General features: G+C 72.1%; 22 protein-coding genes and 4 pseudogenes. 7 read left to right on the top strand and 19 right to left on the bottom strand.

Going from position 1 to position 26176, the window contains the following annotated elements; all coding sequences use genetic code 11:
- Positions 1-16: 16 nt before the first annotated feature.
- The 6 genes from ACZZ0J_RS11870 to ACZZ0J_RS11895 form a co-directional block, all read right to left on the bottom strand.
- Entirely contained in the window at positions 17-562 is a 546-nt protein-coding gene (locus ACZZ0J_RS11870) for a hypothetical protein (RefSeq protein WP_123671377.1), read from the bottom strand.
- A gap of 71 nt (positions 563-633) precedes the next feature.
- Positions 634-846, bottom strand: coding sequence for a hypothetical protein (locus ACZZ0J_RS11875; RefSeq protein ID WP_463437081.1), 213 nt, complete (start codon positions 844-846; stop codon positions 634-636).
- 63 nt (positions 847-909) lie between these two features.
- Positions 910-1140: a hypothetical protein gene (locus ACZZ0J_RS11880; RefSeq protein WP_463437083.1), complete on the bottom strand. Its 231-nt coding sequence runs from the start codon at positions 1138-1140 to the stop codon at positions 910-912.
- A gap of 34 nt (positions 1141-1174) precedes the next feature.
- Entirely contained in the window at positions 1175-5995 is a 4821-nt protein-coding gene (locus tag ACZZ0J_RS11885; protein ID WP_463437085.1) for a GH92 family glycosyl hydrolase, read from the bottom strand.
- Positions 5996-6052: 57 nt separating this feature from the next.
- Complete coding sequence (locus ACZZ0J_RS11890; protein WP_463437087.1) at positions 6053-6853, bottom strand: phosphatase PAP2 family protein; 801 nt, start codon at positions 6851-6853, stop codon at positions 6053-6055.
- A gap of 48 nt (positions 6854-6901) precedes the next feature.
- Positions 6902-7303 carry a hypothetical protein gene (locus ACZZ0J_RS11895; protein ID WP_463437089.1) on the bottom strand — a complete coding sequence of 134 codons (402 nt, stop codon included), beginning with the start codon at positions 7301-7303 and terminating at the stop codon, positions 6902-6904.
- A gap of 1121 nt (positions 7304-8424) precedes the next feature.
- Between ACZZ0J_RS11895 and ACZZ0J_RS11900 the strand changes: the two genes are divergently transcribed.
- Complete coding sequence (locus ACZZ0J_RS11900; protein ID WP_463437091.1) at positions 8425-8622, top strand: hypothetical protein; 198 nt, start codon at positions 8425-8427, stop codon at positions 8620-8622.
- Between the two features lie 12 nt (positions 8623-8634).
- Here ACZZ0J_RS11900 and ACZZ0J_RS11905 read toward each other — a convergent pair whose 3' ends face one another.
- From ACZZ0J_RS11905 to ACZZ0J_RS11935, 7 genes and pseudogenes are all read right to left on the bottom strand, one after another.
- Positions 8635-8841, bottom strand: coding sequence for a hypothetical protein (locus tag ACZZ0J_RS11905; RefSeq protein WP_111083557.1), 207 nt, complete (start codon positions 8839-8841; stop codon positions 8635-8637).
- Positions 8842-8875: 34 nt separating this feature from the next.
- Complete coding sequence (locus ACZZ0J_RS11910) at positions 8876-9649, bottom strand: hypothetical protein (RefSeq protein WP_463437093.1); 774 nt, start codon at positions 9647-9649, stop codon at positions 8876-8878.
- Entirely contained in the window at positions 9646-10290 is a 645-nt protein-coding gene (locus ACZZ0J_RS11915) for a carbohydrate ABC transporter permease (protein ID WP_463437095.1), read from the bottom strand. Before ACZZ0J_RS11915 ends, ACZZ0J_RS11910 begins: the two co-directional genes overlap by 4 nt.
- A 211-nt stretch (positions 10291-10501) precedes the next feature.
- Entirely contained in the window at positions 10502-11491 is a 990-nt protein-coding gene (locus ACZZ0J_RS11920; protein WP_463437097.1) for a carbohydrate ABC transporter permease, read from the bottom strand.
- Positions 11488-12813, bottom strand: coding sequence for an ABC transporter substrate-binding protein (locus ACZZ0J_RS11925; RefSeq protein ID WP_123339407.1), 1326 nt, complete (start codon positions 12811-12813; stop codon positions 11488-11490). The genes ACZZ0J_RS11920 and ACZZ0J_RS11925 overlap by 4 nt, the downstream gene beginning before the upstream one ends.
- Positions 12814-12836: 23 nt before the next feature.
- Positions 12837-14086, bottom strand: a pseudogene (locus ACZZ0J_RS11930) (Gfo/Idh/MocA family protein).
- Positions 14087-14185: 99 nt separating this feature from the next.
- Positions 14186-15022: a DeoR/GlpR family DNA-binding transcription regulator gene (locus tag ACZZ0J_RS11935; protein ID WP_463437099.1), complete on the bottom strand. Its 837-nt coding sequence runs from the start codon at positions 15020-15022 to the stop codon at positions 14186-14188.
- A 132-nt stretch (positions 15023-15154) separates the two neighbouring features.
- Here ACZZ0J_RS11935 and ACZZ0J_RS11940 point away from each other — a divergent pair, with 132 nt between their 5' ends.
- The 5 genes and pseudogenes from ACZZ0J_RS11940 (at position 15155) to ACZZ0J_RS11960 (ending at position 19844) form a co-directional block, all read left to right on the top strand.
- Entirely contained in the window at positions 15155-16009 is an 855-nt protein-coding gene (locus ACZZ0J_RS11940) for an SIS domain-containing protein (protein WP_463437101.1), read from the top strand.
- A gap of 41 nt (positions 16010-16050) precedes the next feature.
- Complete coding sequence (locus tag ACZZ0J_RS11945; RefSeq protein WP_463437103.1) at positions 16051-16938, top strand: ROK family protein; 888 nt, start codon at positions 16051-16053, stop codon at positions 16936-16938.
- Positions 16939-17087: 149 nt separating this feature from the next.
- A pseudogene (locus tag ACZZ0J_RS11950) lies at positions 17088-17948 on the top strand (N-acetylglucosamine-6-phosphate deacetylase); the annotation flags it as partial.
- Between the two features lie 103 nt (positions 17949-18051).
- The gene (locus tag ACZZ0J_RS11955) at positions 18052-19011 is read left to right on the top strand and encodes a 1-phosphofructokinase family hexose kinase (RefSeq protein ID WP_463437105.1); all 960 of its coding nucleotides are present in this window, start codon (positions 18052-18054) and stop codon (positions 19009-19011) included.
- A complete protein-coding gene (locus ACZZ0J_RS11960) occupies positions 19008-19844 on the top strand; it encodes a class II fructose-bisphosphate aldolase (RefSeq protein ID WP_463437107.1) in 837 nt (278 codons plus the stop codon). The genes ACZZ0J_RS11955 and ACZZ0J_RS11960 overlap by 4 nt, the downstream gene beginning before the upstream one ends.
- Positions 19845-19872: 28 nt before the next feature.
- On the opposite strand, the pseudogene ACZZ0J_RS11965 reads toward ACZZ0J_RS11960, so the two are convergent.
- The 3 genes and pseudogenes from ACZZ0J_RS11965 to ACZZ0J_RS11975 all read right to left on the bottom strand — a co-directional run bounded on the left by ACZZ0J_RS11965 (position 19873) and on the right by ACZZ0J_RS11975 (position 22719).
- Positions 19873-21268 (bottom strand): annotated as a pseudogene (locus ACZZ0J_RS11965) (L-serine ammonia-lyase).
- Between the two features lie 159 nt (positions 21269-21427).
- Complete coding sequence (locus tag ACZZ0J_RS11970; RefSeq protein ID WP_111083567.1) at positions 21428-21622, bottom strand: PspC domain-containing protein; 195 nt, start codon at positions 21620-21622, stop codon at positions 21428-21430.
- Between the two features lie 158 nt (positions 21623-21780).
- Complete coding sequence (locus ACZZ0J_RS11975; RefSeq protein ID WP_463437109.1) at positions 21781-22719, bottom strand: NADP-dependent oxidoreductase; 939 nt, start codon at positions 22717-22719, stop codon at positions 21781-21783.
- A gap of 78 nt (positions 22720-22797) precedes the next feature.
- Between ACZZ0J_RS11975 and ACZZ0J_RS11980 the strand changes: the two genes are divergently transcribed.
- Positions 22798-23616: a shikimate 5-dehydrogenase gene (locus ACZZ0J_RS11980; protein WP_463437111.1), complete on the top strand. Its 819-nt coding sequence runs from the start codon at positions 22798-22800 to the stop codon at positions 23614-23616.
- Between the two features lie 135 nt (positions 23617-23751).
- On the opposite strand, the gene ACZZ0J_RS11985 is transcribed toward ACZZ0J_RS11980, so the two are convergent.
- From ACZZ0J_RS11985 to ACZZ0J_RS11995, 3 genes and pseudogenes are all read right to left on the bottom strand, one after another.
- Entirely contained in the window at positions 23752-24195 is a 444-nt protein-coding gene (locus ACZZ0J_RS11985) for an SRPBCC family protein (protein ID WP_463437113.1), read from the bottom strand.
- Between the two features lie 5 nt (positions 24196-24200).
- Positions 24201-25645: pseudogene (locus ACZZ0J_RS11990) on the bottom strand (phytoene desaturase family protein).
- 39 nt (positions 25646-25684) lie between these two features.
- Positions 25685-26110, bottom strand: a complete 426-nt coding sequence (locus tag ACZZ0J_RS11995) for a hypothetical protein (protein WP_260212645.1) — start codon at positions 26108-26110, stop codon at positions 25685-25687.
- Between the last annotated feature and the right edge of the window lie 66 nt (positions 26111-26176).

Raw genomic sequence — 26176 nt, forward strand, 5'->3', positions numbered from 1 at the left:
CCGGGGATTCGCGCGTTCACCGACGGTGTTCGTGGACGCTCAGCACATGGTCCAGCTGCTCGAGATAGGCCGTTTCCCCTCGCCGAGCCAGCGCGACCACGCCGCAGACCGCATCCGCCGCCCAGAGAAGTGGCTCGCGACCACCCGGCAGGTGCTCGAACACCAGCCCGTGAACCAACTTGCGTGACCGCAGGGCGTCGAGGTGCGCGCGATCGTTCCGGTCCGAGGGCCCGCGAGATTCGAGGACGACTCGGTCGACACCGCTCGCGCGGAGTTCGAGGATCAAGTGCTCAAGAGCAAGACGGCGACGACGCTCGCTCCGGACGGATCTGTCAGTCACGATCACGACCCCGATGGCTTCGAACGGATGGTCGCACAGCATCCCGACGATCCCGGTACGGTGCCGGGCGTCGCTCTCAGACCAGTGCAGCTTCCGCGCCGATCGTGGCTTGATGGCGCAGAGCGAGTCTCGGAACCGCTCAGCATCGCTGTCGGCAACTGTCACCGCCCCGAGGATGTACGCGCCGGGGTCACGTTCGTCTCCGGGCTCGGACTCGTCCACGTAAGCCGTCGGTACCATTCTGGAATACTAACGACCAGATGGAGCCGCACGGCCAGTCGACGAGGCGCGCGCTAGTCGTCGGAGGCAGAGCCCACAGACCTCGGCGTCGGCACGTTCACGTCGACCGGGGACACCCCGGCGGGGTCGGCGGAGGCACCACCCACGACGTCGAACGAGATCCCGAGCATCGCCGGGTCCTCGTCGAGTTCGAGCCCGTCTTGACGGACCTGGTCCTCCGGGATTGCACGGCCACCGGACGGGTCCCACGAGTTCGCGATCGACATGCGCACGAGCATGCCCGAGCCGCTTGGCAATCGCCCAAGAAACCCCGGAGGACCCCGGAACGGTCAGAGGTCGTCCGGGTGCAGCCGCTCGCCGGCGTGCGGACGCCGGAACACCGGGCCGCCGCCGGCCTCGTCCTCCTCGTGGTGGCTGACGGGCGAGACGCTCGGGTCGGCGGAGTCGTCGCCGACGTCGGCGCCGCGGTCCTCCTCCATCTCGAGTTCGGACTCGTCACTGCCGTCCACGGGGATGGACCGGCCCTGCTGTTCGGGATCGAACGGTGCGCTCATCGACATGGGGCGAGCATGCTCCCGCTCGGTGAACGCCGGGTCAACGCTGTCCGTCGGCCGCGATCAGCTCGAGCTGCGTCAACCCGACGTCGGTACCCGCCGTGAACACGAACGACGAGCCGCCGCCGATGATCCGGAACACCCGGGTCTGCCCGGCCCACGTGAACTCGGCCCCGTCGACGGCCGTGACCGTCTCGCCGAGGGACACCTGCCACGAGTAGGACCCCGGCGATGCCACCGTCACGGTGTACAACGAGGCGGCGGGGCACGACACGCCGAAGGACACGGACTCCCCCGCGGCGAGCGCCGTGACGGTCCGCCCGGTGTCATCGACCAGTGGCGACGAGCCCTCCGACGACGTCCCGACGGGCAGCAGGTCGACCGGAGCGTCCCGGTAGCCGTGGACCTCGGAGGCCGACACCGGCCGGGTGTCCGACGCCCAGCCCTGCGGTTCGGACGACAGCGTGAAGACGATGTGCGACGCCGACACCACCACGTGGTGCGGAATGCTGACCGAGGTCCAGGGCGAGCCGTCGACCGTCACCGACGCGACGTACGCCCCTGCGGAACCGTCGGCGACCTCGATGACGGTCTCCGCGCCTCCCGGCTGCCGCAGCACCGTCCTGCGGACCGACGGCGGCACGAGCACGTAGGTGCCCGTGGACGGCGCCAGCGGGTACAGGCCGATCGTCGCGAAGACGTACCAGGCGCTCATCTCGCCGTTGTCCTCGTCGCCGGGGTAGCCCTGGCCGAGATCGGAGCCGACGAAGAGTCGTTCCAGAGCCGAGCGGACGATCCGGTGCGCGTCGTCGTGCCGACCGGTGAACATCGGGAAGAACGGGATGTGGTGCGCCGGCTGGTTGGACAGGCCGAGCATGCCCATCCGGACGTCGCGGGCCTCGGTCATCTCGTGGATGGGGAAGCCGTACGCGCCGGAGCGCATGGTCGCGCCGGTCTCGGGTGTCGCGAAGAACGCGTCGAGCGCGGCGTCGAACCGCGCCGGGCCGCCGTGCAGGTCCACGATGCCGGCGCCGTCGTGGGGTGCGGTGAAGGCAGTACCCCACGCGTTCGTCTCGGTGTAGTCGTCGCCCCAGTCGCGCGGGTCGAACTCGGTGCCGACCCGCCACGAGCCGTCGGGGTCGCGGCCGATGAAGAAGCCCCGCTCGGAGTCGAACACGTGCCGGTACTGCAGCGATCGACGGGCGAACCACTCCGCCTCGGCATCGAACCGGGACAGGTCGGCGGGCGTGCCCGCCCGCGACGCGAGCAGCCCCGCCATCACCGCGAGTCCCCAGTCGTTGATGGCGGCGTCGAGGGTCCAGGACATCCCCTCGGACGTCGCGGTGTCGACGTGGCCGCGGAAGGCTCCCGGGAGGCTCCCCTTCCGTCCGACGCGCTCGTCACGCGGCGGGACGGTCGCGTTCCGCACGGCGCTCCGGTACGCCTCGGCGAGGTCGAACCCGGTGATGCCCTTCGCCGCGAGGTCGGCGAAGACGGTGTCGCTCGTCGTGCCCGTCATGCAGTCCTCGGCGCCGGGGGCGCTCCAGCGCGGCGTCCACCCGCCGTCGTGGTGGTGCTCCACGAAGCCCTGCGCGAGCTCGCCGGCGGTCTCCGGGGTGAGGAGTCCGAGGAGCGGCCAGGCGGTGCGGTAGGTGTCCCAGAACCCGTTCGTGGTGGTGAACGGCCCCTCGACGACCTCCGGCCCGGGCTCGTCGCGGATCGGGTCGGCGAGGACGGCTCCGTACGGGGAGCGGTGGTGCGGCGACCCGGTCAGAGCGGTCTCGCCGGCGCGGTTCGGGTAGAGGAACAGCCGGTAGAGGCCGGAGTACAGGCTCACCAGCTGGTCCGGGGTGGCTCCGTCGAACGACAGGGTCGCGAGCTTCTCCGTCCAGAGCGCCTCGGCGCGGGTGCACATGGCGTCGAAGGAGCCGGCGGCGTCGAGGTTCGCGCGGGCGTCCTCGATGGAGACGGTGGAGATGCCGAGCAGGACGTCGACGACAGCGGTGCCGTCCACGGCCAGCCAGCCGCGCAGCTCGTGCTCGCCGATGCTGGTGTGGTCCGCGGTCACGTGCGGGATCCGGACGTGCACGTGGTGTGGCAGGGTGCCGGGGCGGTCGTCGAGCAGGGCCTCCACCACGGCGGTGCCGTCGGTGACGGTCACGGAGACGTCGGAGACCCACCCGTGGTGGTCGAGCACGATGCTGCGGGTACCGGTGAACCGGAAGCCGAGGGCGAACTCCCCCGCGGTCATCTCGGCCGTCACACCCTGGTCGAGGGCGACCCGGTACCGGTGCGGACCGTCGATCTCGTCGTCGTGGTCGAAGCCGAGCGCGCGGGCGGCCCGGTCGACGTCGGGGGTGTCGAGCGGCGACGGCATGACCTGGAACACCCCGCGGTCCCCCATCCACGGCGACGGGATGTGGCTCGTCGCGAAGGCCTGGATCGCCGGTCGGACCCGGCCGTCGGCTTCGGTGCGGGAGTGCTCCTGGTACGCGTACGGCCAGCGGTTGCTCGACGCGTCGGTCATCGGCAGGCCGAAGACCCCGCCGTGCGGGATGCCGACGAGCGGCGCGTTGTTGCCGCGGGAGAACCGGGACGACGCCTGCGTGCCGCGGGTCGTGCGGACGTGGTCGAGCGGCGTGACCGGTGCCGGGCGTGCCGGGGCGATCCGGACGTCGTCGAGCCAGCCGCGCAGGGCTGGACGCTCCCCGTCGGCGTCCGACGGCTGCGTGTCGGAGCCAAGCCGGGCCTCCAGTCGGTCGACGACGAGCCCCGCGAACGGCGTGAGGTCCACCGCGCGACGGTTCCACTGGTCGACCCACTGCTTGCGGGCCGCGTCCTGCGCCTCGGGCGTGAGCGGGTCGCCGTACTGGTCGCGAGCCTGTCCGCCACGCACGGCCTCGTGCTCGCTCAGTCGTGTGCCGTCGGTGAAGACCACGTCGACGGCGAAGGCCGTGGCATCCCAGAAGTGCGGCAGGTCCGCCTCGGTGGGCTCGGTGGCGCCCTGCGGCAGCGTGCGTTCGGGGAACCAGACCCACGACAGTTCGTCGCCGGGTGCGACCACTCGGCCACCGGAGCCGGGGACGAGCGCCACGACGGCGCCGTCCCCGCTGCTCGTTCGACCAGCCACCCCTCCGACGATCCGAAGCCGACACCGTTCCGCGCCGCGACGGCCGTCGTCGGCCCACCGCTCCGTTGCAGTTCTCGCACGGGTCCAGCGTATTTGGTCCAGCGTCTGGACGAAAACGCTCGGCGTGTCAGCCCTTGTTCTGCCCGGGGCGTTCTCGGACTTGCCGGGCGCGGAGTCGACCGCGGTGTCCGCCGCGCCGGTGCCGTCCTGGGGTTGCTGCACCGGGTTGGACGCCGGGCTGCTCGGCTCGGGACCGACCGGCGGGTCCTGCGTCGGTTGTGCCGGTTCGCTCGGTTCCTCGCTCGGCTGCTCAGCAGGCTCGGACGGTTGCTCGGCCGGTTCGGAGGGCTGCTGCTCGGCCGGTTCGCTCGGCTGCTGCTGCTCGTCGCTCGGCTGTTGGTCCTCGCTCGGCTCCTGCTCGGGCGGTGCGGTCGAGGTCGAGTCCGTCGGTGCGGGCGTGCTGTCGCCGTCCCCGTTCAGGGCGAAGACCGCGACACCGATGCCGACGAGCACCAGGATCACCACGACGATCGCCGTGATGATCGGTCCCTTGCGCCGCTTCTCGCGCTGCGCCGGGTCGTCGCCGGTGCCCGGGCGGACGGGCGGGGCCGCGGGTGGCACCCCTCCGCCGGCGCCGGTCAGGCCGCCGGCGCCGCGCTGGGCACCGAGGACGGTGGTCGACACGTCGTCCGCGACGTTCGGCTGCTGGGCGTCCATCACACGGGTCGCGTCGTCCGCACCCGACTGTCCACCCGGACGGGAGGCGCCACTCGCCGGCATCACGCGGGTCGCGTCGTCCGCGTGCGCGGCCATCGGAGCCGTGGCTGCGGCGGCGGCACCGGCCGCGGCAGCACCGGCCGCCGCACCGCCTGCGGCCGCCGTGAGTGTTCCGGGCCCGCCGGGCAGGAGCTGCGTAGCGGTCGAGGGCTCGTCGCGGCCCAGGGCGCGCAGTCGTTCGGCTGCCTCGGCCGCGCTCGGGCGCTCGGACGGGTCCTGCGCGGTCATCACGTGCAGGAGCGTGCGCCAGGCCGTCGGCAGGTGCTGGTCGATCTCCGGGCTGCGGGTCAGCCGCGCGGTCGCGGACTCGATCGCACTGCCCGGGAACGGCGTCTTGCCGGTCATGCACTCGAGCAGCACCAGCCCGAGCGCGTAGACGTCGGCCTTGCCGGTGATCTCCTGCGCGAGGACCTGCTCCGGCGCCAGGTACGCAGCCGTCCCCATCACGGTGCCGGTGCCGGTCACGCGCGAGGCGTCACGGAGCAGGGCGATGCCGAAGTCGGCGAGCTTGACGTGGGTGCCGTCGCGTTCGAGCAGCACGTTGGCGGGCTTCACGTCGCGGTGGACGATGCCCTGCGCGTGCACGGCGCTCAGCCCGTCGGCCACCTGCGAGCCGACACGGGCCGCGGTCGTGGGGTCGAGCGGTCCCTCGCGCAGTCGGGTGGCGAGGTCGCTGCCGGGGACGAGCTCCATGACGAGGTACGAGTCCCCGTCCTCGTCGTCGAGCGCGGCGTCGTACAGGGTGACGAGGGTCGGGCTGCGCAGTGTCGCGAGGGTCTGGATCTCCGACTCGGCTCGGGCGCGTTCACCGTGGTCGACCGGCCCGATGCGGAACACCTTGACGGCGACCTCGCGGCCGAGTTGCTCGTCGACCGCCCGGTACACGGACGCCATGCCACCGTGTCCGAGCGTGCCCGTGACGCGGTACCTGCCGCCGAAGACCCGTTCTTCCATGCGGGGCAACCTACCGGTAGCGGCTGACGGGGCTCTGCCGCCGGTCCCTGATCCGGGTCAGGCCGGGGTGGGTTCGGCACCGTGGCGGAGCGCCGTCAGGTACAGCCGGTGCGCCGTGATCACGAGGGCGAGCCAGGCGAGCCCCAGCGCCCACGCCGCCAGAACGTCGGTGAGCCAGTGGTGCCCGAGGAACACCCTCGAGGCCCCGACCGACAGCACGAACAGGGTGCCGACGACGATCGTCCACACCCGCGTGACGACCCGCGACTGTCGCAGGAGCAACAGGTACACGATCGTCCCCACGATCACCGTCGCGTTGAGGGTGTGGCCGGACGGGAACGACGGCGAGTGCTCGTACGGCGGCACCGCGTCGGAGCGCGGCGGACGCGCTCGACCGATGAGGTCCTTGCCCGCGATCGTCATGAGCAGCGAGCCGCCACTCGCCGCGACGAGCAGCACCAGCAGGGTCCACGCCCGACGCTGGATGGTGAACCCGACCAGGAACCCGAGAGCGACGATGGGCATGCCGATCGTGCCCGCGATGTCGGTCCACCACGTGACCAGGCGATCCCCCACGGGCGACCGGAGGGTGAGTGCCCAGTCGAGCACCGGACGGTCGAGCACCGCGACGTCGTCGGCTTCGCGGACGGCGTCGTAGACCTCGGAGGCGAGCCAGGTCGCAACGACGGCGATGCCGATCCCGACGGCCAGCGTGAGCAGCAGGAGCGGCATCGCGCCGTACCGGTGGCCGAGCGTGGTCCACCCCTGCGCGGTCGCCCGGCCCGCGCGGGTGCGCCAGCGTGTGAGGTCGACCTCGCCGACGGTGCGGTCGGCGGCGTCCCCGCGTTCGGTGTCCATCCGTCCAGCCTGCCCGAAGCGCCCGGGAACCGCCGAGGCAGGCACCGGTCAGTCCTTCGCCTCGGAGTACGCCCCCACCACCGCGACCGACAGCGGGAACGTCACCGGGAAGTCCTGGAACAGCAGCCGACCGGCGTCGACCGCGGCTTCACCGATCTGCGTCGCCACCCACTCGGCGTGCTCCTCCGGCGCGTGCACCACGATCTCGTCGTGCACGAAGAACACCAGGTGCGGGCCGTCCGTCACGGCCCCGGGGAACCGCGCGGTGAGCCGGGAGCGCAACGACCCCATCCACGCGAGCGCCCACTCGGCCGCGGTCCCCTGCACCACGAAGTTCCGGGTGAACCGCCCCCAGCTCCGCGCCCGGGCTTCGACGGCACGCTGCATCGCCGGGGTCCCCTCGACCGTGTAGGCCTGGTTCCTGGCCTCGAACCACGACGACTCCGGCACGGGTGACGTCCGACCGAGCAACGTCGTGACGGGTTCGCCCCGCTCCCCGCCCGCGCGGCGCGTTCGACCAGGTCGAGCGCACGCGGGAACGCCCGCACCAGGCGCGGGACGAGCCGGCCGCCCTCGCCCTGGGTGGCGCCGTACATCGCGCCCAGCATGGCCACCTTCGCCTGCTGCCGGGTCTCGACCGCGCCCGAGGCCACGACGCCGTCGTACAGGTCGCGTCCGTCGCCCGCGGAGGCCATCGCGCGGTCACCGGCCATCGCGGCGAGCACGCGCGGCTCCAGCTGCGCAGCGTCGGCCACGACGAGCTTCCAGCCCGGGTCGGCGACGACCGCCCCGCGGATGCCCTTCGGCAGCTGCATCGCTCCCCGCCGTCGGCCGCCCAGCGTCCGGTGACGACGCCGCCGACCACGTACTTCGGGTGGAACCGCCCGTCGCGCACCCAGTCGTCGAGCCACGTCCAGCCGTTCGCCGTCAGGAGCCGCGCGAGTCGCTTGTACTCGAGCAGCGGTTCGATGACGGGGTGCTCGATCTCCTGCAGCTCCCACTTGCGGGTGCTCGTCACCATGAGCCCCGCACGGCGCAGCGAGCGCAGGACGTCGGCCGGCGAGTCCGGGTTGAGCGTCGGGTCGTCGAGGCGCTCGCGCACGACGGCGGCGATCTCCTCGAGCCGGCGCGGCCGCACGCCGTAGGGGACGCGCGGCCCGAGCGTCTCCTCGAGCAATCGCTCGTGCACGTCGGCACGCCACGGCAGCCCCGCGTGCAGCATCTCCGCCGCGACGAGGGCTCCGGCGGACTCCGCCGTCGTCAGCAGGCGGAGGGCGCCGGGCGAGGTCGACCCCGCGACCGCGGCGAGCTGTGCCCGGAACTCGGCGACCGGGTCGACGTCGTCGTCCGGCACCGACGCGGTGAACAGGGCGTCGTCGAAGAGCTGGGCCTGCGTCGGCCGGACGACCCGGGCCTCCGCCATCGGCGCGTCGAGCGCGTCCGCCGGTGCGGCCGCGAGTGCGGAACCGCGCGCGGCCAGCGCTGCACGGAGGATCCGTCGGCACAACCGCAGGTCGACGCAGCGCCCCACGCGTCCGCCGGCGGCGAGCACGGCCGGGTACCAGCGTGCGGTGTCGTCCCACACCCAGCGCACGCTCGGTGCATCGTGCGCCGCGACGAAGGCCGGGGAGGCCCGACTCGTCGACGCGCATCGGCTCACCGTCAGCGGTCCCCGAGTCGGTCAGGGGCGTCGCGAGGACGCCGCCGTCGACACGGCGGAGGACGAGGTGCACGGAACGATCATGCCGTGCCCCACCGTCACCGGCTGACGGGGTGACGGTTCAGGCGCGCTTCGGACCGCCGGGGCGCACGGCTGCGGTGTCAGCGACGTCGATGCGGACGTCGCCGTCCTCGGCGCGGGACACCTCGACCCGGGGGTCGGCGTCGTGCGCGTCGGACCCGGACATGCGCCGGAAGGTGTCCTGGCGTCGTTCCTCGAACGTCATGTCCACGCCGTCGTCGAGGTGGTCGTGGTCGGGCTTCGTCATGCGCTGCACGGTACGCGCTGCCTGCTGCGCGCGATCAGACGACGGGTGCGGTGCCGGTCCGTTCGGTCCAGTGCGCGCCCGCCGCCCACCGGTCGAGCACCGCCCCGGGCAGGCGACCGGACGCGTTCGAGACGCGCGCCGTGGCCAGCGGCACGCCGAACACGAACTTCGCCACGCTCTCGTCCCCCTCGGCGGCGTCGTGCGGGCCGGGCGGCGCGAGCCGGAACCGTCGCGCGAAGCGCACCAGGTTCGCATCGGGACCGAGCACCGTGGCCAGACCGGGATCGAGGATCCACGAGCGGCACTGCCACCGACCGGCGGCGAGCGCCGGTGCGAGGGCTCGCAGGACCTCCGGCGCGCGGGAGAACGACCGGTCGCAGGCACCCGGATCGAGCGGCCCGGTCTCCGGGACGTGGACGCCCCAGGCCGGCTGACCGTCCGGCAGGTGGTCGCCGAGTTCGTACTGGAGGCGCCCCACGGCCACCACGCGACCGGTCGCCACCGCGACGAGCCAGTCCACCCCCGTGCCACGCAGGCCGTACCGGTCGAGTTTCCGGCCGACGTCGGCGACGGACGCCGCCGCCAGGCTGCGCGGGAGTCCCCGCGCTTCGAGCGCCGCGGCGTTGCCGGGCACGGACGCTCGGAACGCGGCGACCAGCAGGGCGTCCCGCTGGGCGGGCTCCGCGTCGGCGACGGTGGCGGCCAGTGCGGCCGCCACCGTGGCGGAGTCGTCCGGTGACCCCACGGCGGCGGCGAGGACCGCGACGGACGCAGGACGGGCCTCCTGGCCGGGGGTGTCGGCGGTCACTTCAGCCCGGACGAGGCGAGCCCGTCCATCACCCGCCGCTGCAGGACGATGAACATGATGAGCACCGGGGCCATGGCCATCAGGCTCGCGGCCATGAGCACCGGGTAGTCGATCGTCCGGTCGCTCGACAGCGTCGCGAGTCCTGCGGCGAGGGGCATGTCCTCGGCACGGGTCGAGACGACGAGCGGCCAGAGCAGCTCGTTCCACGACCACAGCACCGTCGTGATCGCGAGCACGCTGATCGAGGGACGCGCGAGCGGCAGCATGATCCGCCAGAAGGTCTGGAACGGGTTCGCGCCGTCCATGCGCGCAGCCTCTTCGAGCTCGGGCGGCATGTTCAGGAACGCCGTCCGCATCAGGAAGGTGCCGAACGCGCTGAACAGGCCCGGCGCGACGATCCCCATCAGGGTGTCGAGCCATCCGAGCCCCTGCACGATCTGGTACTGCGAGATCAGGTAGACCTGCGACGGCACGAGCAGGATCGACAACACGATCGCGAGCAGGACCGCCCGGCCGCGGAACCGCATGCGGGCGAAGGCGTAGCCGGCGAGCGTGCAGAGCACGATCTGCGCGAGGGTGCGGATGATCGTGACGTACACGGACGTGCCGAGCTGGCTGAGGAACGGCAGACGCTCGAACACCTGCGCGTAGTTCTGCCACTGCAGCTCCCCGGCCAGAACGTCGGCGTGACGGACTGCACCTGGGCGTTCGTGGACAGCGACATGATGATCTGCCACACGAACGGGAACGCCATCGCGAAGCCGCCGACGCCGAGGACGACGTGGATCCACCAGTGACTGCCGCCGCGACGACCGGGCCGGCGTGCTGCCCGTGGCGGTGTGACGGTTGCGGTCATGCCTGCACCCACTTCCGTTGGACGCGGAACTGCACGAGCGTGACGATGCCGATGAGCAGGAAGATCACCATCGCGATCGCGGCCGCGAAGCCCTTGTCGTTGTCGATGAACCCGGCGCTGTAGAAGTAGAAGACGAGCGACATCGTCTTCGGGATCACCGGGTTGGTGCTGCCGAGGATGGCGTAGAGCAGGTCGAACAGCTGGAAGCTCGAGATCGTCGTGACGATGACCACGAAGAAGATGCTCGGGCTGAGCAGCGGGACCGTGACGGAGCGGAACTGCCGCCAGCGGCTCGCGCCGTCGAGTTCGGCGGCCTCGTACAGCTCTGGGGGGATGTCCTTGAGGCCTGCGCCGAGGATGATCATCGAGAACCCGAGAGACGACCACAGGCCGACGAAGCTCACCGCGACGAGCGCGAACCCGGGCGTCGAGATCCAGTACGGACCGTCGATGCCGAACAGTCCGATGAACCAGTTCACGATGCCGTAGTCGCCGTTGAACATGATGCGCCAGACGAGGGCGATCGCGGCCGGCATGGCGACGTAGGGCAGGAAGAAGAGCACCCGGTAGAACTGCGCGAACCGCAGGCCCGGGGTGTTCAGCAGGCTGGCGAGCCACACCGCGATCGGGATGCCGGCCAGCACGATGACCGTGTAGACGATCGTGTTGAGCAGCGACTGGTACAGCTGCGGGTCACCGGCGAGCCGGACGTAGTTCGCGACGCCGCTGAACGTCGCACCGCCGAACACGCCCCAGCTGGTGAACGAGTACCAGAACGTCTGGATGATCGGCCAGATGTAGAACGTGCCGACGCCGATGAGCAGCGGCAGGACGAACAGCCACGGCCACCAGCCGTCGGTCCGTCGGGGTGCGCGCTTGCCGCCGGCCGTCGGGCCGGGGGCGCCCGCCCGGACGAACGCGTCGTCCGGGCGGGGGTGGAGGCGCTGCGGCCGCTCGGTGTTGATCGTCATCGGCTCGGGACTCACTGTTCCTTGGCGAGGGCGGCGTCCATCTTCTGCGCGAGCTGCTTCGCGACGTCGTCGACCGGGGTCGACCCGTCGAAGGCGTTCGGCAGGAGGTTGGTCTCGAGGGTGTTCCACGCGGCGGTGTTCTTCGACACCGGCAGGGGCTTGGCGTAGTCGACGGCGTCGAGGAACACCTGCAGGTCGGCGTCCGGCATCGTCTTCGTGAAGGCGGACTGCGTGCCCTCGTAGGCGGGGATGACGGCGCCCATGTCGCCCTGCTGCTGCTGGGCGGTCTTGCCGGCGAGGTAGACCTGGAGCGCCTGCGCCGCGGCCTTGTTCTTGCTCGCTTCGGACACGACGTTCGAGACACCGTGGATGACGGTCGCCTGCTCCTTGCCCTTCGGCAGGGGGTACACGACGATGTCCTTCTCCATCGCGGTGCCGGTCAGGGCCGAGCGGAACCAGCTGCCGCCCTGGTACATCGCGAGCTTGCCCGACGTGAACCACTGGTCGGCGGTGGTGTCGGTGAGCTGCTTCATCGACGGCGAAGCGCCCGAGTCGATCAGGTCCGTCCAGAACTGCAGGCCCGCTTCCGAGGCCTTCGACGCGTACTCGGACTTCGTGCCGTCCGCGTTCACGACCGATCCCCCGGCCTGGAAGATCGTGTCGTAGTAGGTCGTCTGGCCGTCCATGCCGCCGGCCGCGCCGTACGCGCCGTCGGCCTTGAGCTTCTCGCTGAGCTCGGCGCCGGTCTTCTGGAAGTCGTCCCAGGTCCAGTCCTTCGACGGCAGGTCCATGCCGGCCTTCTCGAACAGGGCCTTGTTGACCCAGACGCCGATGGTGTCGAAGTCCTTCGGCACGCCGTACTGGGTGTCGTCGTACGTGTACAGGTCGTTCAGCGCGCTCGAGTACTTCGCGGGGTCGATGTCGCCGGCCTTGACCTCGCCGGTGATCGGCGCGAGCTTGCCGTTGGCCGCGTACAGCTGGAAGTTGGGGCCGTTCATCCAGAACAGGTCGGGAAGCGTGTTGCTCGAACCCTGGGTCTGCAGCTTCGTCCAGTAGTTGGCGAACGGCGTGACGTCGACGCTGACCTTGATGTCCGGGTACTCCTCGTTGAAGCCCTTGAGGTTGGCCTTGATCGCCTTGACCTGGTTCTCGTCCCAGACGGCGTACGTCAGGTTCGCCTTGGTGTCCTTCGCAGCGGCGGTGTAGTCGCCGCCGGAGCTCGACGCCCCGGAGGACGTGGAGCACCCGGCGAGGAGTGCGGCCGCGCCGAGGGCGGCGACGGCGCCGACGAGGATCCGGCGGACGCCGGTTCCTCGGGCGGGGATGTGTGCGGTCATCGGGAGGTCCTTTCGCACGGCCGTCAGGAACCGACGGTCTGGGCGGGGTGGGTGGGGTGCGGAGCGGGTCGTGTGGAGGGTGTGGCGGGCCGGCTGAAGTGCGCGATCGTCTCGGCCGGCAGCGGCGGGACGTCGATGGGGACGGAACCGGTACGCAGCGAACGGGTCGCCAGGGCACCGGCGGCGACCGCGGCGCGCGCCGCGATCGGGGACAGCTCCGTCGGTTCGCCGAGGGCGACGGACCGCAGGAACTCGGTCATGGTGATCAGGTCGGCGTCGGCGTGGCCGTCCTCGACGCCGTCGATCGGGTACTCGCGGTCCCCCGCGGTGTCCCAGCCGCGACGGTGCGTCCAGACCTTCACGACGCCACCGCCGGTGTCGCCGATGTTCTCGAGGCGACCCTCGGTGCCGATGACGGTGTAGTTCCGCCAGTAGTCCGGGGTGAAGTGGCACTGCTCGTAGCTGGCCTGCACGCCGTTGTCGAGCGTCATCATCACCATCGAGACGTCCTCGACGTCGACGACGGGGTTCAGCCCCGTCTGGGCGAGCGGCGGCCAGTTGTCGTGGGAGAACCAGTCCCCCATCAGCTCGCCGCTGCGGTCCCGTCGGTCGGTGACGTCGCCGTAGACCGACAGCGACCCCATGCCCACGACGCGACTGGTGTCCCCACCGCCGAGCGCGTGGATGACGTCCAGGTCGTGGCTGGCCTTCTGCAGGAGCAGGGAGTTGACGTTCGCACGGTCGGCGTGCCAGTCCTTGAAGTAGTAGTCCCCGCCGTTGCCGACGAAGTGGCGGCACCAGACGGCCTTGACCTCGCCGATCTCGCCGCGGTCGACGATCTCGCGCATCAGGCGGACGACGGCCGCGTGGCGGAAGTTGTGGCCGACGTAGAGCGGGGTGCCCGTCTCGGCGGCGGTGTTGAGCACCGCGTCGGCGTCCTCGACCGTGATGGCGAGGGGCTTCTCGAGGTAGACGGCGATGCCCGCGCGGAGCAGGTCGATCGCGATCTCGGCGTGCGTCCAGTCCGGCGTGGTCACGATCGCAGCGTCGACCTGGCCGGTGAGGTCCCGGTGGTGCTCGACCACCAGCGCATCGGGGTACTCGGCCCGCCCGCGCTCGCGGCCCCTGCGGTGACGTCCGCCACGGCGACGACCTGCGCCCGCAGTGCCGGGTCCGCGGCGACCGCCTCGGCGATGTGCCGTGCGATCGCGGACCGCTGGCCCATCCCGATCACCGCGACGCGGAGGATCCCGTTGTCAACGCCCATGCTCATCTCGCTCCCTTGCGTGATTGTGACGCCCATGATGCCGAATCGATCATGAATGCACAATAGGCGCTCACGGATCGCTCATGGGTCCACGGCGGGAGGGTTTTACACGATCGAAACGTCGCGCCCGCGATCCGGGCGGTCGTCCGTCGGCTCAGTCGGCGACGACGAGCTCCACGCCGGCGCTGGCGAGGTCGGCTGCGAAGGCCGGCGGGACGGGCTGGTCGGTGACCAGGACGTCGATGCGGTCCAGGGACAGATCCTGGCGAACGTCGACCGCTCGATCTTGGTCGAGTCGGCGACCACGATGACCCGTCGGCCGACCGAGGCGAAGTGCCGGCTGACCTCGGCCTCGCCCTCGTGCATGGTCGTGGCGCCGTACTGCCCGGTGAGCCCGTCCACCCCGAGGACCACGAGGTCGAGTGCGAACTCGTCGAGGGTGTCGCGGACGAGCGGGCCGACGAGCTCGTACGACTGCCGCCGCGCCACCCCGCCCGTGACCACGATCTTGACGTTGGCGCGGACGGACAGCTCGTACCCGACGTTGAGCGCGTTCGTCACGATGGTGATCCCGAACTCGCCGTCGGCACGGATGAACCGCTCGCTCTTGCCGAGTTCCCGCGCGACCTCGGTCGTGGTGGTCCCACCGTTCAGCCCGACGGTCTCGCCCGGCTGCACCAGTCGCGCGGCGGCACGGGCGATGGCGGTCTTCGCCTCGGCCTGGCGCGCGATCTTGTACTGCAGGGGCAGTTCGTAGCCGGCCCCGAGCGCCGCTGCTCCGCCGTGCGTGCGCGTGACGAGCCGCTGGTCGGCGAGCGTCGTGAGGTCGCGTCGGGCCGTGGCGGCCGAGATCCCCAGCAGCTCGCCGATCTCGGCGATCGACACGTTGCCGCGTTCGCTCACCAGTTCGAGCAGGGCGTTCAGCCGCTGTTGGGGGGTCATGACGGCCATCCTACGGTGCCATCACGACTGCTCGGTGATCGGAATTGACGCTTTGGTCTTCCATCGCGCACGATCGCTCGCTACGCTTCCTGATCATCGATCACCCGGATCGAACCGGACCGGAAGGCTCCCATGACCGACACCTTCGTGAGCGCCGAACTGGCCTCCCAGCCGGAGACCTGGCGCGCCGCCGCCGCACTCCTGCCGACCTTCTCGGACGCGCTCCCCCAGCCCGGTGAACGCGTCGCCGTCATCGGCTGCGGTACGAGCTGGTTCATCGCGATGAGCTACGCCGTCGCCCGTGAGCAGGCCGGCCTCGGGGTCACCGACGCCTTCGCCGGCTCCGAGTACCCCGCGTCGCGCGAGTACGACCGTGTGCTCACCATCAGCCGCTCAGGCACCACGACCGAGATCGTCGACCTGCTGCAGGCCCTGCCGTCGCAGCGCACCGTCCTGATCACGGCCGTCGCGGACAGTCCCGCCGCGGCCGTGGCCGACGACGTGGTCGCACTGCCCTTCGCCGACGAGCGTTCCGTCGTGCAGACGCGGTTCGCCACCACGGCGCTCGCCCTGCTGCGCGCGTCGATCGGCGACGACGTCGAGGCCCTCGCCGCCCAGGCCGAGATCGCGCTGACCCTGCCGATCGACGACCTGCTCGACGCCGAGCAGGTCTCCTTCGTGGGCCGCGGTGCAGCCGTCGGCCTGACGTTCGAAGCCGCACTCAAGACGCGGGAGGCCGCGCAGTTCTGGGCCGAGTCCTACCCGGCGATGGACTACCGGCACGGGCCGATCGCCATCGCGCAGCCCGGCCGACTCGTCTGGTCGCTCGGTGCCGCTCCGCAGGGGCTGGCCGACGAGGTCGCCGCCACCGGTGCGCGCTTCGTGCAGCACGACCTCGACCCGATCGCCGGCCTCGTCGTCGTGCACCGGTTCGCCGTCGCCCTGGCCGAGGGCCGTGGGCTGGACCCGGACAACCCCGTTCGCTGACGCGGTCGGTCATCCTCACCTGATGGCGGGCGCAGGCGCGGTTGCTCGGGGTCGACGTCGGCGGCACGGGCACCAAGGCCCGACTGACCGACGCCGACGGACTCGTCCTGGACGAGACCCGGGTCCCGACGCCGCGCGACGATCCGTCGGGGCTCCGACTGGCCGTGGCCGTCGCCGACCTGGCAGTGCGGGCACTCGACCGCGGTCGGCTCGACGCCGTCGGGCTCGTCACGCCCGGTGTCGTCGACGAAGCCGCCGGCACCGTCGTCCTCGCGGTGAACCTCGGCTGGCGGGACGTGCCGGTCCGCGACCTCGTGCGGGCCGAGCTCGTCCGACGCGGTGTCGACGTCCCGATCGCCTTCGGCCACGACGTCCGCGCCGGTGCCCTCGCCGAGACCCACACCGGTGACACGGCACTGTCCCGCGGATCGGTGGCGTTCGTACCCGTCGGTACCGGCCTGGCCAGCGCGCTGGTCGTCGACGGCCAGGTCGTGTCCGGGGGCGGATGGGCGGGGGAGATCGGCCAGGTCCTGATCCCGTCCGGACCGCACGCGGGGCGCCGGGTCGAGGAGATCGCATCGGCCGGGGGAGTCGCACGCCGCTCCGGGTCGGCATCGGCGCACGCAGCCATGCTCCGGGTGCGCGACGGCGACCCCGTGGCGACCGCCGTCTGGGACGACTGCATCGCCGTGCTCGCGGACGCCCTCGCCTGGACGACCGCGGTCGCCGGCTGCCACACCGTCATCGTCGGCGGGGGACTCGCCCAGTCCGGACCGCTGCTGTTCGGGCCGCTCCGCACGGCGGTGGCCGAGCGGCTCGTCGGGGTCCGCGCACCGGAGATCCTGCCGGCCACCCACGGCGACGCCGCCGGAGCCATCGGCGCGGGCCTGCTCGCACGGCGGGTGCTCGAGAACGGGGTGCTGCTGTGACCACGCTCGTCCGCGCGCCACGCATCGTGACCGCCGCCCACGACCTGCACGACGGGTGGCTCGTCCTCGGCGACGATGCCACCGTTCTCGCGGTCGGTGCCGGCACACCGCCGCGCGCGGACTCCGCGGTCACCGTCGAGGGCACCGTCGTGCCGGGCTTCGTCGACCTGCACGCCCACGGCGCACTCGGCCACGACTTCGCGACGTGTTCCGCAGCGGACGCCCGAGCGGCCGCCGCGCACCACCGGTCACGGGGGACCACGACGCTCGTCGCCTCGATCGCGACCGGGCGTCCCGACGACACCGTCGCAGCCCTCGCGCGCCTACGACCGCTCACCTCGGACGGCACGCTGGCGGGCCTGCACCTCGAAGGGCCGTGGTTGTCCCCGGCCCGCCGCGGAGCCCACCGGGTGGACCTGCTCCACGCCCCGGACCCGCTCGAGGTCGACGCGTACCTGACTGCCGCCGACGGCGCGCTGCGGGTCGTGACACTCGCCCCCGAGCTCCCCGGCGCCCTCGGCACCGTGGCGCGGTTCGTCGCCGCCGGGGTCGTCGTGGCGATCGGGCACACCGACGCCACCGCCGAGCAGACCCGCCGCGCGATCGACGCCGGTGCGACGCTCGTCACGCACCTGTTCAACGGCATGCCGCCGCTGCACCACCGCACACCGGGGCCGGTCGGGGTCGCCCTCACCGACGACCGCGTGCTGCTCGAGTGCATCGTCGACGGACACCACCTCGACCCCACGACGATCGGGCTCGTCCAGCGCAGCGCACCGGGCCGCCTGGTGCTCGTGTCCGATGCGATGTCGGCGACGGGCTGCCCCGACGGCGACCACACCATCGCCGGGTCCGCGGTCTCGGTCCGCGGTGGGGTCGCCGTGCTCGCCGACGGGTCGTCGTTGGCGGGCAGCACGATCACCGTCGCCGACGCGGTCCGAGGGCTGCTGACGAGCGGAGTCGCGGTGCCCGAGGTCGTCGCGGCATCGGCCACACGTGCGGCTCGGCTGCTCGGTCGACCGGCGCCGCTCACGGTCGTCGCACCCGCCGACCTCCTCGTCCTCGACCCCGACACCGGTGCGGTGCGGAACCCCTGCGGACGGCGGTGGCCTCGTGATCGTCGTCGTCACCCCGAACCCGGCCGTCGACGTCACGTACCGGGTCGCCGAACAGCGCATCGGCGAGACCCAGCGGGTCCTCGACGTCGCACGGCATCCGGGTGGCAAGGGCCTGAACGTCGGTCGGGTCCTGGCGGCGACGGGTGTCGCGACGCACGCCGTCCTGCCCCTCGGGGAGGCACCCGGCCGCTGGGTGTCGGACGCGCTCGACGACCTCGGCCTCGACCACACCGACGTCGTGGTGTCCGGCACGACCCGCACGACCGTCACCGTGGTCGACGACGTCGCCCACCCGACGATGTTCGGCGAGCCCGGCCCGGTGCTCACCGGCACCGAGTGGGACGCCGTCGCCGCAGCGGTCGACGGACTGCTCGGCCGCGCCGACGCCACCGCCCTCGTGGTGTCCGGTTCACTGCCCGGCGGTGCCGCACCCGACGTCGTCGCGAGCTGGGTCGCCACGGCCCACGAGCACGGCGTCCTGAGCGTCGTGGACTGCTCCGGTGCCGCACTGCTGGCGGCGGCGAGCGCGGGTGCCACCGTCTGCAAGCCCAACCGCGAAGAGCTGCTCGAGGCCACCGGCGCCGCGGACGAGCGCACCGCCGCCCTCCGGCTGCTGGAACGCGGCGCCGGCGTCGTCGTGGTGTCCCGCGGAGCGCACGGCATCGCCGCCCACACCACGGACCACGTGCTCGATGTCCCAGCGGTGCCCGGCGTCTCGGGCAACCCGACCGGGGCGGGCGACGCAGCGACTGCCGGTCTGGTCGGTGCCCTGGTCCGATCGGGTGACCAGCAGGGCACCGGCGCCCCCTTCACCGACGACACCCTGCTCCGAGCGCTCCGGTCCGCCGCTGCCCACGGCGCCGCAGCCGTCCTGCGCCCGGTGGCGGGCGAGGTCGACCCCGCCGATGTCCACCGCTTCCTGACCCACTCCGACCGAACGAGGACCCCAGCATGATCACCGACCTCGCCCTGACGGGCCTGCTCGACACCGCCCGCACGGCACACCGCGGCGTGGGCGCGTTCAACGTCGTGCTGCTCGAGCACGCCGAGGCCATCGTCACCGGGGCCGAGCGGGCCGGACTGCCCGTCATCCTGCAGATCAGCGAGAACTGCGTCCGGTACCACGGCGGTCTCGCACCGATCACGACCGCGACCCAGGCGATCGCCCGGGCCGCCGACGTCGACGTCCTGGTCCACCTCGACCACATCGAGGACCCGGACCTCGTCGCCGCGGGCATCGACCTGGGCGTTGACTCCGTCATGTACGACGGCTCGCACCTGGACTTCACGGCGAACGTCGCCGCCACCCGTGACCTCGCGCTCCGGTGTCACGCCGCCGGCGTCGCCATCGAGGCCGAACTCGGCGAGGTGGGCGGCAAGGACGGCGTGCACGCTCCGGGTGTCCGCACCGACCCCACCGACGCCGCCGCGTTCGTGGCCGACACCGGGGTCGACGCCCTGGCCGTCGCCGTCGGGACCTCGCACGCGATGCAGAACCGCGAGGCCTCGGTCGACCGCGACCTGGTGGAACGTCTGCGTGACGCGGTGCCGGTCCCGCTGGTCCTGCACGGTTCGTCCGGGCTGTCCGACGACGAACTGCGCGGCGCGGTCCGGGCTGGCATGACGAAGATCAACATCTCGACGCACCTGAACGGCCTGTTCACCCGGGCGCTGCGCGCGGTGCTCGACGAGCGGCCCGACCTGGTCGACCCCCGGAAGTACGTGTCGGCCGGGCGTGAGGCGATCTCCACCGAGACCGCACGACTGCTGACGCTCCTGCACGGCTGAGCGGTCACCGCCCGGGCAACCGCAGTGCTCAGCAGAGCGGGACGTTCACCGCGAGCCCACCCATGGCGGTCTCCTTGTACTTCGTCGACATGTCCGCCCCGGTCTGCCGCATCGTCTCGACGACCTGGTCGAGCGACACGTGGTGCACGCCGTCGCCACGCAGGGCCATCCGTGCGGCGTTGATCGCCTTGTTCGCCGCGATCGCGTTCCGCTCGATGCACGGGATCTGCACCAGGCCGCCGATGGGGTCGCAGGTGAGCCCGAGGTTGTGCTCCATCGCGATCTCCGCGGCGTTCTCGACCTGTTCCGGAGTGCCCCCGAGGACCTCGGCGAGCCCGGCGGCCGCCATCGACGCGGCCGAGCCGACCTCGCCCTGGCAACCGACCTCGGCGCCGGAGATCGATGCGCGCTCCTTGTAGATCGACCCGACGGCGCCGGCGGTGAGCAGGAACCGCACGACGGCGTCGTCCCGGTCGGCGGCGGTGATCGCGGGGACGTAGGTGAGCGCGTAGTACAGCACCGCGGGGATGATGCCGGCGGCGCCGTTGGTGGGTGCGGTGACGACCCGGCCGCCGGTGGCGTTCTCCTCGTTGACCGCCATGGCGACGAGGTTCACCCACTCCATGGCGAACAGCGGGTCGTGGTCGGGGTCCTCGCGGGTGAGCTGCTCGTGCCACGTGGCCGCACGACGCCGGACGTCGAGTCCGCCGGGCAGGCATCCGTCACGGCGGACGGAGCGGTCGACGCACGAGTCCATGACCGCGTGGATGTCGAGCAGCCCGCTGCGGACGTCGGCGTCGGTCCGGGTGACCGACTCGTTGGCGAGCGCCACTCCGCTGATCGGCAGACCGGAGGCAGCGCAGGCGGCCAGCAGCTCGGCACCGCTCGAGAACGGGTACGGCACGCGGTCGTCGACCGGGATCGCCGCCCCCGCGACCTCGGCACCGTCGTCCACGGCACCGTCGTCCACGCCGTCGCGCGCGATGAAGCCGCCGCCGATCGAGTAGTACGTCTCGTCGGCCAGGTCGGCACCGGCTCCGTCACGGGCTCGCAGCCGCATGGCGTTCGGGTGCCGGGGCAGCATCGTGAGGGTGCAGCACGATGTCGGCGATCCGGAACGGCACGGTCGCCCCACCGTCGAGTCGGAGCAGGCCGTCGTGTTCGAGGGCGTCGAGCGCCGCGGTCATCGCGTCCGGGTCGACGGTCTCGGGGTGGGACCCCATCAGGCCGGCGACCACGGCGCCGAGGGTGCCGTGGCCCTGCCCGGTCGATGCCAGTGAGCCGTACAGGTCGACGGCGACGGAGGCGACGGGCAGCCCGGCCACCAGGGACGCGAACTCGGCGCCGGCCCGCATCGGCCCGACGGTGTGCGAGCTCGAGGGACCGACACCCACGCTGAACAGATCGAACACGGAGACCGGCACGCCGCCACACTAACCCGTCCGGACGGACCGGGCCTCGAGCTGGCCGCGCCGAGTCTCGGGCTGAGCGACAGATCACGGACTCACGAGCGCGAGAACTGTCGCTCACCGCGAAGCTCGGCCCCCGGGCCCGGGCCCGGTCCCGTCCGGACGGACCGCGGCTCAGCGGCGGGTGTTGCCCTCCGCCGGCACCACGAACCACAGGACGACGTAGGCGATCCACAGCGGCCCGGGGAACAGGCTCAGGATCACCCAGCCGATGCGGACGAGGGTGCGGGACAGGCCGAAGCGATCGGCGAGGCCGGCGCAGACACCGGCGAGGATGCGGCCGTTGCGGGGACGGGAGAGTGTGCTCATGGGGACGACGCTACGCACCAGCGACGAGCCAGGGCATCCGGGCAGTACCCCGGAGCACGGTGGGGACAACCCCCGAACGACCCCCGAACGACCCCTGAGCGACCCCGGAACGACCCCGGAACGACCCCGGACGCCCGGGCCCCGACCACCGATGCCCGTCAGGGGATCAGCACGATCTTCCCGCGGGTGTGCCGCTGCTCCAGCTGCTCGTAGGCGTCCTGCACCCGGTCGAGCGGGAAGGTCGCCGCGATCGGCACCTCCACCTCGCCGTTCGCCACCTGCATCGCCAGGGCGCCGAGGATCTCCGGGTCGGCCGTGTCCGCGCTGCCGGAGGCCTTCGCACCGACCTCGGCGGCAGCCTCGAAGGCGATGATCGTCTCGATGCGGTCGACCGGCACACCCAGGGCGATCCCCAGGTGCACGTACTCCGGACCGTACGTGTCGATGACGGCGTCGATGCCGTTGGTGGCGAGCTCGGTGATGCGCTCCTGCAGGCCCTCGCCGTAGGCAACGGGCCGTGCACGCTTCGACCGGAGCCACTCGTGGTTCGCCTCGGACGCGATCGCGATCACGTCGATGCCCTCGTTCGTCAGCAGCTGCGTGACGAACCCGCCGACACCACCGGCGGCACCGGACACGACGACGGTCTCGCCGGGTCGGGGGTCGACGGCACGGACGGCTGCGGCAGCGGTCGTGGCGACGATGTCGAGCCCGCCGGCGACGGTCCAGTCGAGCAGTCGCGGCTTCTGCACGACCTGTTCGGCCGGCACCGAGACGTACTCGGCCTGGCTCGCGCGGTCCCACGACCACCCGAGGACCTCTTCACCCTCGTCGACGCCGTCGACGCCCTCGCCGACGGCCACGACGATGCCGGCGAAGTCGGTGCCCTGACCGGACGGCAGCGCGTCGGAGGACCCGCCGTCGAACAGCCCCTGGCGGATCGCCGACTCGCCCGGGTTGATGCCGGCGGCGCGGACCCGGACGAGCACCCGACCGGCGGTGGCCTCGGGGACGGGGACCTCGGCGACGTGCAGCACGGAGCGATCACCCCACTCGTCGAAGCGGACGGCGCGCATGGTCTCCGGGATCTCAGTCATCGCGTCCGACGCTACCCCGAGCACGACGAACGGTCCGCGTGGACCGCTCCATCGTTACGACGGTGGGAGACTGGCCGCATGCCCATCCTCAACAAGGACATGCAGGTCTGCATGTCGCTCGCGGCCCGGCCGAGCAACATCGGCACCCGCTTCCACAACTTCCTGTACGACGAGCTCGGGCTCAACTTCCTCTACAAGGCGTTCACCACGACCGACCTGCCCGGCGCCGTGGCCGGCATCCGCGCCCTCGGCATCCGTGGCTGCTCGGTGTCGATGCCCTTCAAGGAGGCGATCATCCCGCTCGTCGACCACGTCGAGGAGTCCGCCGCCGCCATCCAGTCGGTGAACACGGTCGTGAACGACGACGGCGTGCTCACCGCGTCGAACACCGACTACGAGGCGATCGCCGCGCTGCTCGGGTCGCACGACGTCGACACCGCGTCCCGGGTGCTGCTCCGCGGCTCCGGCGGCATGGCGAAGGCCGTCACCGCGGCGTTCCGCGGCGCCGGCTTCGACCGCCTGACGGTCGTCGCCCGCAACGAGCAGACCGGCCCGGCGCTCGCGTCGCAGTACGGCTACGAGTGGGTCGCCGAGGAGCGCGAGGCGGGGGAGTCCGACCTGGTGGTCAACGTCACGCCGCTCGGCATGCGGGGCGACCAGCAGGACGCGCTCGCCTTCGCGCAGGACCGGATCGAGGCGGCCCACACGGTCTTCGACGTGGTCGCGTTCCCGTCGGAGACCCCGCTGGTCCGTGCGGGGCGGGACACCGGCAAGCACGTCATCACCGGCGCCGAGGTCATCGCGCTGCAGGCAGCGCGCCAGTTCGAGCGCTACACGGGCGTCGCCCTGACGGACGAGCAGGTGGCGCGCGCCAGCGAGTTCTCGCGCGCCGAGTAGTCGACGCGACCAGGAGCCGGACGGGAGGTGGGCCCCACCCGCCGGTTCCGGCGTGACGCGCCAGCGGCACGACGGCCGTGACGGGAGGGACGTGGCGGCGCCGCCACGGGCCTCCCGTCCGGCTCGTGGGACGTCTCAGGCGTTCGCGGCGCGTCCGACGGCCACCCACCCGAGGCGGCGCAGCGTCTCGTGGTTCCGGACCCAGATGAGCGGCTGCATGAGGAAGTCCGGGACGTAGGCGCCCGGACCGGCCACCGCGTTCTCGACGATCGTCACCTTGCAGCCCCTGCGGTGCGGCTCCACGGTCAGTTCCACGCGGGCCTCACCGATCGGCCACCCCTTCGGCTGGATCACCATGCGGTGCGGCGGGTCCCACACCAGCGAGGTCGTGACGTCGTCGATGACGAGCGGCCAGGCACCGAACGAGTGGTGCAGGTGCGTGCCGACCTGCGGCCAACCGGCCTCCTGCTTCCGCATGCGTGAGGCGCCGACCACCCAGGTCGTGTAGAGCCAGCCGTCGCCGAGCACGTCGAAGACGTCCTCGGGAGCACAGTGCAGGATGCGGACGTTCTTCGCCATGGTGATCAGCCTTCCGGGGTGAGGTCGACGTCGTCGGGCAGCCCGAAGGTGTGCCGGAGAGCGCTCTTCGCGGCACGCCAACCGGCCATGCCGTGCACGCCGGGGCCGGGCGCGGACGACTCGGAGCACAGGTACATGCCGCCGCCCATCCGCCACGGGTCGCTGGACAGCACCGGGCGCTTCACGAGCTGCCAGAAGCTCGCGGCACCCGCGGCGATGTCGCCGCCGACGTAGTTCGGGTTGTGGTCCGCCATGTGCGCGGCCGTCCGGCTCGACGTGTGCAGGATCGTGTCGCGGAACCCCGGTGCGAACCGTTCGACCTGACGCGTGATCGCTTCGGTCTGGTCGACGTCGGACCCCGCCGGCACGTGCGCGTAGGCCCAGAAGACGTGCTTGCCCCGCGGCGCGCGGGTCGGGTCGACGACGGTCGGCTCGGAGCCGAGCACGTACGGCCGTTCGGCGTGCCGGCCGCGTGCGACCGAGCCCTCCGCGGCGGCGATCTCGGCTCGTGTCCCGCCGATGTGCACCGTGCCGGCCCGGCGCAGCGCCTCGTTCGTCCACGGCACCGGGTCGGACAGCGCGAAGTCGACCTTCGCGGCCGCGTTGCCGAACCGGAACCGGCGGAGCGCACCGCGCTTCGGCGTGGGGATCTGCGAGCCGGCGATCCGCAGCATGCCGGGGACACTCGTGTCGAAGAGCACCGCCTTCGCCGGCGTGAGGTCACCGAGCGACCGGACCTCGTGCCCGGTGACGATCCGTCCGCCGTGCGCGACGAGGTCGTCGGCGAGCGCGTCGACGATCGCCTGGCTGCCGCCGATCGGCACGGGCCAGCCGCGGGCGTGCGCGTAGGCGCCGAGCGACAGCGCCGCGGCGGCCGTCGCCAGCGAGGGCATGTGCTGGATGGAGTGCGCCGCGACCCCGGAGACCATCGCCGGGGCGGCGTCCTGCCGGAAACGGGCGTTCCAGACGCTGCTGCCCTGCTCGAGTGCGCGCAGGCCGAACCGCAGCACCGTGAGCGGGTGTCGCGGCACGTGCAGCAGGGCGTCGGTGGCGAAGTCGGCGACCTGGTCGGCCGCGCGGGCGAGCGGACCCATCAGGTTCCGGAAGGCCGGGCCGTCCACACCGAGCTCGGCGGCCGTCCGCTCGAGGTCCTGGTACGCGATGCCCGCGCGCCCCCGTCGAGCGGATGCCCGTACTGCACCTCGGGCAGACGGAGCTCGATGCGCTGCTCCATCCGGAACAGGCGGAAGAACTCGGACTGCAGCGCCATCGGGTGCACGGCCGAGCAGACGTCGTGCAGGAACCCCGGCAGGGTGAGCTCGGCGGTGCGCGCACCACCGCCGATCGTGTCGTTCCGTTCGACCACCTCGACGGACAGGCCCGCACGGGCGAGCGTCACCGCCGCTGCGAGTCCGTTCGGTCCGGCCCCGACCACCACCGCATCAACCATGGTCCGAGCCTAGGGACTCGTGTCTGCGCGTGGTCCCGGTCAGATGACCGAGGCTCCGGATGAGACAGCGATCTGCTTCCGGGCCACGACGGCGTCGATCCGTTGTGCTCCGGCGATGAAGGCCGCAGCATCGTGGTCGACGTACCCCGCGATCGCGATGATGTCATCGCGGATCCGTTCGAGTGGAGCCGCGTGGACGGGCTCGTGGTGCGCGAGACGGTTGCGGAACCGGCGGACGTCATCGAGGCGACGATGCAGTTGCTTTCGGCGCACCTTCCCCAGCCGGGGGAAGGCGTGCACGAGTCGGGGTTGCCACAGCGTCGTCTCGTAGCTCCACAACGGATCTCGCGGGACCCCCGCGTCCGTGAGCCCCACCCAGAACCCGAAGCTCGTGGCCGCGACGATCTGATCCGGCTCGGGGTCGCTCACGCCACGGCGGACGAGTGTCCGGGTGGCATCGCTCACTGCCCGACGCTCTCGATCCAGGAGCCGGACCGTTGGGTCGTTCCACCAGTCGTCCCGGCGGGATCG

Source organism: Curtobacterium sp. AC272 (assembly GCF_979258155.1).

What these genes read in the sequence shown, in the direction of transcription:
- ACZZ0J_RS11875 (WP_463437081.1), bottom strand. Translation starts at nt 846, where the DNA reads ATGTCGATCGCGAACTCGTGGGACCCGTCCGGTGGCCGTGCAATCCCG.
- ACZZ0J_RS11880 (WP_463437083.1), bottom strand. Translation starts at nt 1,140, where the DNA reads ATGTCGATGAGCGCACCGTTCGATCCCGAACAGCAGGGCCGGTCCATC.
- ACZZ0J_RS11885 (WP_463437085.1), bottom strand. Translation starts at nt 5,995, where the DNA reads ATGGAAGAACGGGTCTTCGGCGGCAGGTACCGCGTCACGGGCACGCTC.
- ACZZ0J_RS11890 (WP_463437087.1), bottom strand. Translation starts at nt 6,853, where the DNA reads ATGGACACCGAACGCGGGGACGCCGCCGACCGCACCGTCGGCGAGGTC.
- ACZZ0J_RS11905 (WP_111083557.1), bottom strand. Translation starts at nt 8,841, where the DNA reads ATGACGAAGCCCGACCACGACCACCTCGACGACGGCGTGGACATGACG.
- ACZZ0J_RS11925 (WP_123339407.1), bottom strand. Translation starts at nt 12,813, where the DNA reads ATGACCGCACACATCCCCGCCCGAGGAACCGGCGTCCGCCGGATCCTC.
- ACZZ0J_RS11935 (WP_463437099.1), bottom strand. Translation starts at nt 15,022, where the DNA reads ATGACCCCCCAACAGCGGCTGAACGCCCTGCTCGAACTGGTGAGCGAA.
- ACZZ0J_RS11940 (WP_463437101.1), top strand. Translation starts at nt 15,155, where the DNA reads ATGACCGACACCTTCGTGAGCGCCGAACTGGCCTCCCAGCCGGAGACC.
- ACZZ0J_RS11960 (WP_463437107.1), top strand. Translation starts at nt 19,008, where the DNA reads ATGATCACCGACCTCGCCCTGACGGGCCTGCTCGACACCGCCCGCACG.
- ACZZ0J_RS11970 (WP_111083567.1), bottom strand. Translation starts at nt 21,622, where the DNA reads ATGAGCACACTCTCCCGTCCCCGCAACGGCCGCATCCTCGCCGGTGTC.
- ACZZ0J_RS11975 (WP_463437109.1), bottom strand. Translation starts at nt 22,719, where the DNA reads ATGACTGAGATCCCGGAGACCATGCGCGCCGTCCGCTTCGACGAGTGG.
- ACZZ0J_RS11980 (WP_463437111.1), top strand. Translation starts at nt 22,798, where the DNA reads ATGCCCATCCTCAACAAGGACATGCAGGTCTGCATGTCGCTCGCGGCC.
- ACZZ0J_RS11985 (WP_463437113.1), bottom strand. Translation starts at nt 24,195, where the DNA reads ATGGCGAAGAACGTCCGCATCCTGCACTGTGCTCCCGAGGACGTCTTC.